Here is a 6230-nt window from a genome sequence, read left to right on the forward strand (position 1 = left end):
GACGAGCTCACAAGATGGCGCCCGAGGTGTACTTGGCGGCCTCGGGGTAGCGGCTGACCAACTCGTCGACCGCCGCGACGACCCCGTCGACCTGGGCGCCGGCGGCTCCACTGAACGCCTGCTTGTCGGCCAGCGCGGCTTCCAGCCCGGCCCGGTCCAGCGGCAGTCGCGGATCGGCGGCCAGCCGGTCGAGCAGGTCGGGCTCGCGCCCCTGCTCGCGCATCGCCAGGGCGACGGCAACGGCATGTTCCTTGATCACCTCGTGGGCGGTCTCGCGGCCCACCCCGGCCCGCACCGCGGCGATCAGGATGCGGGTGGTGGCCAGGAACGGCAGGTAGCGGTCCAGCTCGCGCTGGATCACCGCCGGGTAGGCGCCGAACTCGTCGAGCACGGTCAGGAAGGTCTCGGTCTGTCCGTCGATCGCGAAGAACGCGTCGGGCAGCGCCACGCGGCGCACCACCGAGCAGAACACGTCGCCTTCGTTCCACTGCGCGCCGGCCAGTTCGGCAGCCATCGAGGCGTAGCCACGCAGCACCACCTGCAGGCCGTTGACCCGTTCACACGAGCGGGTGTTCATCTTGTGCGGCATGGCCGACGAGCCCACCTGACCGGGCGCGAAGCCCTCGGTCACCAGCTCGTGGCCGGCCATCAGCCGGATGGTGTGGGCCAGTGAGGACGGCCCGGCGCCGACCTGCACCAGCGCCGAGAGCACATCGTGGTCGAGCGAACGCGGGTACACCTGTCCGACGCTGGTGAAAACCTCTGTGAATCCCAGGAATTGGGCCACGCGCCGTTCCAGCTCGGCCAGTTTGGCGGTGTCTCCGTCGAACAGGTCGAGCATGTCCTGGGCGGTGCCCATCGGCCCTTTGATGCCGCGCAGCGGGTAGCGGTCGATCAGCTCACGCAGCCGTTGCAGGGCCACCAGGGTTTCTTCGGCCGCCGAGGCGAACCGCTTGCCCAGCGTGGTGGCCTGGGCGGCCACGTTGTGCGAGCGGCCGGCCATCACGAGGTCGCGGTAGACGACGGAGCGTTCGGCCAGCCGGGCGACCACGGCCACGCCGTGGGAGAACACCAGCTCCAGGGAGCGCCGGATCTGCAATTGCTCGACATTCTCGGTCAGGTCGCGACTGGTCATGCCTTTGTGCACGTGCTCGTGACCGGCCAGCGCATTGAACTCTTCGATGCGCGCCTTGACGTCGTGGCGGGTGACGCGCTCGCGGGCGGCGATCGACGCGAGGTCGACGTTCTCCAGGACGCGTTCGTAGTCGTCGACCACGCCGTCGGGCACCGGGACGCCCAACTCGGCCTGGGCACGCAGCACGGCCAGCCACAGCCGGCGTTCGGCGACGATCTTGGCCTCGGGCGTCCAGATCGCGACCATTTCGTCGCTGGCGTAGCGGTTGGCCAGAACATTCGGGATCGTCACGAACACACAGCTTACGACCTACCAATGAGACAGTGGACGGATGTACTTCGTCGGGCTCGACCTCGCGTGGGGCGAGAGGAATCAGACGGGTGTCGCTGTCATCGACTCCGATGGCCGGGTCCTCCACATCGGAGTGGCGCAGGGCGACGACGATATCGCCGCGGCCATCGAGCCGTATGTCAGTGGTGACTGCCTGGTGGCCATCGATGCGCCGTTGATCGTGAAGAACCCGACCGGCCACCGTCCGTGTGAGCGCGAGCTCAATCGGGACTTTCAGCGCTTCGACGCGGGGGCACGCCCGGCGTTCACCGAGCGGCCGGAGTTCAAGCATCCGCGTGCCGCCCGGATCGCGTCGGCACTCGGCCTGGACGTGGATCCGTCCTCCCCGTCGGGACGACGCGCGATCGAGGTCTATCCGCACCCGGCGAGCGTCGTGCTGTTCGGCCTCGACAAGACGTTGAAGTACAAGCGCGGTGCGTTCGAGGACCGTCAGCGTGAGCTGTTGCGGTTGATGACGTTCATCGAGGACCTCGACACCGCGACGCCGCGGTTGCGGGCCAACCGCAACGTCGGCTGGGTCGAGCTGCGCAAGCGGGTCGAGGCCGCCACCCGCCCGGGCCAGCTCGACCGCGACGAAGATCCGGTCGACGCGCTGCTGTGCGCCTACATCGCGCTGTACTGGTACCACCGTCCCGAGGACGTGACGATCTACGGCGACGTCGCTTCCGGCTACATCCTCACGCCGTCTCTGCCCACCGATCGGCTGCTGCGGGTTCGCCCCACCCCGGCACGTGAACCCGCGCTGACGGCGGCCATCGCCGAGTACGCCGCCAAACGCCCGGATCTGGTGGCGACGGGCGAGCGCTACCTCAAACTTGTCACCGGCCTGCTCGACGAGGCCGGTATCAACTACCTGAGCATCACCGCCCGCACCAAGAGCGTCGAGTCGTTCGCCGCCAAGGCCGACCGTCGCGCCCCCGACGGCACCCGGCTGTACACCAATCCGCTGGTGGAGATCACCGATCAGGTGGGTCTGCGGGTCATCACCTACCTGCGTGAGGATGTCGACGCGGTGGCCAACCTGCTGGCCGAGGAGATGCGGCTGCTCGACGACCGCGACATGGGTCTGCAGACTGCGCGTCAGGGCCGGTGGGGATATGCCAGCCGGCATCTTCTGTTCGGGGTGGAAGGCGAACAGTATCCGGCGTCCATTCAGGTGCGGACAGTGCTGCAACACGCCTGGGCCGAGTTCGAGCACGATGTGCGATACAAGGGTTCGATACCGGCCGAGCACGTCAGCGAGCTGGACCGCCGCTTCACCCTGGCCGCCGGGCTTCTCGAGCTGGCCGACCGTGAGTTCACCGAGATCCGGGAGCGCTTGCGGCTCACCATGTCCGACGAGGCAGATCCGGAATTCGCGGTGCCCTCTTCGGATTCCCGCATCCCCACCCCCGTGCTGGCCACCTACCTCGGTCACCGCTTCTCCGACGCCGGATGGTCGCGCACCGACCACTACGGCTGGATCTCGGGGCTGCTGCTCGAGCTCGGTATCACCTCACTGGAGGCGCTGACCGGCGTGCTGGATTCGGTGGACACCGACGAGATCAACCGATTGATGGACTACCGGTATCCACCGGGTGCGGTGCGCCGCCTCGACGACGCGTTGTTGGCCGTGTTCGGTGACCGGTACCTGGGCCTGGACGGCAATGCGCATCGGGTCACGTTGTTGCAGAACCGGATCGAGAAATTGGGCGACGAGTCCTAGGGCGCCTCGGCCAGGTGGGTCGGGTCGGTGATGCCCGGCCCACGGATTCCGAGTTGCCGGTTGATCAGCTTGGTGATCAAAAACAGCACGACACCGGTGGCGACCAAGCCCAGCGCCAGCACATACTGCACGGCCGGCCGCCCCGAGGTGGGCAGCACCAGATACAGCGACGCGATGAAACCGATGACGGGCAACGCGGTCGGGGTCTTGAAATGCCCACCCGCTCTTCGTACATCGCGCCGCAGCACCAGCACGGCGACGTTGACCACTGAAAATACCGCGAGCAGCAACAGCGACGTGGTCCCGCCGAGGATGGCGACGGTATCCCCACTGGCGAAGGCCGACACGTAGAAGATCAGCCCGAAGGCGATCACGGTGGTGAATACGATTGCCACCCAAGGGGTGTGCCGCTTGGGGTGGACCGCCCCGAGCACCGGGGGCAACACGTGTTGGCGGGCCATGCCGTAGATCAACCGACTGGCCATCAGCATATTGAGCAATGCGGTGTTCGCCACGGCGAACATCGAGATGATGGGCAGGATGTTGTCGAACGGCAGCCCCGGGGCGGCCGCCGCCATCACCTTCACCAGCGGCGACGAGTCGGACTCGGCGAGCAACCCCACCGGCACCAGCGCGACGGCGATGATGGCCACCAGCACGTAGACCAGGCCGGCGATGCCCAGCCCGGTCAACAGCACCTTGGGGAAGATGCGCACCGGATCCTTTGTCTCCTCGGCCATGTTGACCGAGTCCTCGAATCCGACCATCGCGAAAAAGGCCAGCGACGTCGCCGCGGTGACCGCGATGAAGGCGTTCTTCTCCCCGGCGGTGTCGAATGCGACGACGCGGGAGAAGTCGACGTCCACCCCGCTGACAATGGCCCACAGCCCGACGGCGACCACGATCACCAGGCCGGTCATCTCGATGAGGGTGAGAACGACGTTGAGCTTGACGCTTTCGCTGACGCCGCGCAGGTTCACCGCCGCGATCATCGCCATGAACAGCAGCGCGAGGAGGATGACTTCGACCGTCTTCAAGGTCGCGAGGTGCTCGGCGTAGAACTCGCCGAAGTTGATTTCGAACGCGTCGAAGAAGCTGATCGCGAAAAACCTCGAAGCTGTTGACGCCGAGGTGATTCCGGAACACATCACGACAAAGGCGACCAGGAACGTGACGAAGTGGATCCCGAACGCCTTGTGCGTGTACAGCGCGGCGCCGGCGGCCTGTGGATATTTGGTGACCAACTCCAGGTAGCTGAACGCGGTGATGGTGGCGATCAGGAAGGCCGCCAGGAACGGCAGCCAGGCGGCCCCGCCGACCTCCTTGGCGACCTGTCCGGTCAGCGCATAGACCCCGGTGCCGAGAATGTCTCCGACGACGAACAGCAGTAGCAGACCGGGCCCCATAACCCGCCTGAGCTGTGGCTCCTCCGAGGCTACGGGTTGCGACATTCCCTCTCCTTCAGTGCTCAGACGCGTACCGCCCCGTCGTCGACGGGCGCCAGCACGTCGATCACGTCGATCAGCGTGGCGCGGGCGCTGGCTCTGGGCCCGTCACCTTCGTCCACCAACGATGCCACCACAGCTCCGTCGACGGCGCACACCAGAGCGGTGAGCAATTCGGCGCGGACGGAACGGCCCGACCGCTCGACCACCTCGACCACAGCATCGGCGCGCTGCTGAAGGATACGGCGTTGGATGTCGCGCAGACCGGGTTGCCGGGCACAGGCGATGTAGCGCTCATAGCGCGAGATCAGCTCTTCGGAACCGCGACGCTCCAGAGATTCCCCGAGCAACAGGTCGACGAGGATGTCGGCAGTCGACTCGGCACCACGACGCCGTCTCGACAGGGCGGCAACCCCGGCGCTGAGTTGTTCGGCTTCTCTGGTTCCGATGTATTCGACGGCCTTGGCGATGAGGTCGTCGAGTGACGAGAAGTAGTACGTCGTGGAGGCGAGCGGCAAACCGGCGCGACGCGCCACCGCGCGGTGGCGGACGGCGTCGAAGCCACCTTCGCAGAGCAACTCGGCGGCCGCCCTGACGAGGGCGTACCGCCGACGCTCCCCTTTAGGAGTGACCGCTGCCGTCACCTTTAGCATCGTGCCAGTCGGGCATCCGTCACATCGGGCTTTCGGCCAATCATCAGGCTCTACTCAGGTTTTTCGCTCATCTGCGCGCGCGAGAATGCCATCGGCCGATGCCACTATGGCGCGATGGCAAGATGGCCCCCATGCCAAACTTGAGCCGTCGCGCAGTCCTGCGCCTCGGCGTCGGTGCGGCCGCCGGCACCGCCGGGGCCATTGCCCTCGCCTCTGCCCCGCTTTCGATCGCCGCCCCCGCCCCCGCGCCCACGTTCACCCGTGGCTCGTTCGCCTCGGCGGCCCGCGGCGGGGTCACCACCAACTGGGCCATTGCCCGCCCGCCGGGGCAGACCGAGAAGCTGCGCCCGGTGATCGCGCTGCACGGCAAGGGACAGGACGCCGAGGGTGTGATGGCCGGCGGCGTGGAGCAGGGCCTGGCCGAGGCGGTGTCGGCCGGTTTGCCGCCGTTCGCGGTGGTCGCGGTCGATGGCGGTGGAAGTTATTGGCACAAACGGGCTTCCGGGGAGGATTCGGGCGCGATGGTGCTCGACGAGCTCATCCCGATGCTCGCCGATCAGGGCCTGGACATCTCGAGGGTCGGGTTCTTGGGCTGGTCGATGGGCGGCTACGGCGCGTTGCTGCTGGGGTCGCGGCTCGGCCCGGCTCGTACCGCGGCGATCTGCGCGGTCAGCCCCGCGCTGTGGACCTCCTCGGGAGCCGCGGCGCCCGGGGCGTTCGACAGTGCCGATGATTACGCCGCCAACAGCGTCTGGGGCCAGCCTGCGTTGGGCTCGATTCCTATCCGGATCGACTGCGGTAACAGCGATCCGTTCTATTCGGCCACCAAGCAATTCATCGCCCAACTGCCCAACCCGCCGGCCGGCGGCTTCTCTCCCGGCGGGCATGACGGCAGCTTCTGGAGTTCCCAGCTGCCCGCCGAGATCTCCTGGATGGCGCCG

5 protein-coding genes are annotated in these 6230 nt (G+C 67.2%); 2 read left to right on the forward strand and 3 right to left on the reverse strand.

Translation table 11 applies throughout. The features are described from left to right. Positions 1–7: 7 nt before the first annotated feature. On the reverse strand, positions 8–1426 hold the full coding sequence (gene purB / locus A5699_RS19200; RefSeq protein ID WP_067772332.1) for an adenylosuccinate lyase: 1419 nt from the start codon (positions 1424–1426) through the stop codon (positions 8–10). 40 nt (positions 1427–1466) lie between these two features. Between purB and relZ the strand changes: the two genes are divergently transcribed. Further along, on the forward strand, positions 1467–3191 hold the full coding sequence (gene relZ, locus A5699_RS19205; protein WP_067772308.1) for a bifunctional ribonuclease/(p)ppGpp synthase: 1725 nt from the start codon (positions 1467–1469) through the stop codon (positions 3189–3191). On the opposite strand, the gene A5699_RS19210 is transcribed toward relZ, so the two are convergent. Further along, positions 3188–4642, reverse strand: coding sequence for an APC family permease (locus A5699_RS19210; RefSeq protein ID WP_067772311.1), 1455 nt, complete (start codon positions 4640–4642; stop codon positions 3188–3190). The two genes, relZ and A5699_RS19210, sit on opposite strands and share 4 nt — an antisense overlap. Before the next feature lie 17 nt (positions 4643–4659). Continuing rightward, positions 4660–5289 carry a TetR/AcrR family transcriptional regulator gene (locus tag A5699_RS19215; RefSeq protein ID WP_067772314.1) on the reverse strand — a complete coding sequence of 210 codons (630 nt, stop codon included), beginning with the start codon at positions 5287–5289 and terminating at the stop codon, positions 4660–4662. Positions 5290–5411: 122 nt separating this feature from the next. Between A5699_RS19215 and A5699_RS19220 the strand changes: the two genes are divergently transcribed. After that, positions 5412–6230 (forward strand): alpha/beta hydrolase family protein (locus A5699_RS19220; protein ID WP_067772335.1); only part of this gene is annotated, 819 nt, incomplete at its 3' end.

It is taken from the genome of Mycobacterium sp. E802 (assembly GCF_001666875.1).
Lineage (GTDB): Bacteria > Actinomycetota > Actinomycetes > Mycobacteriales > Mycobacteriaceae > Mycobacterium.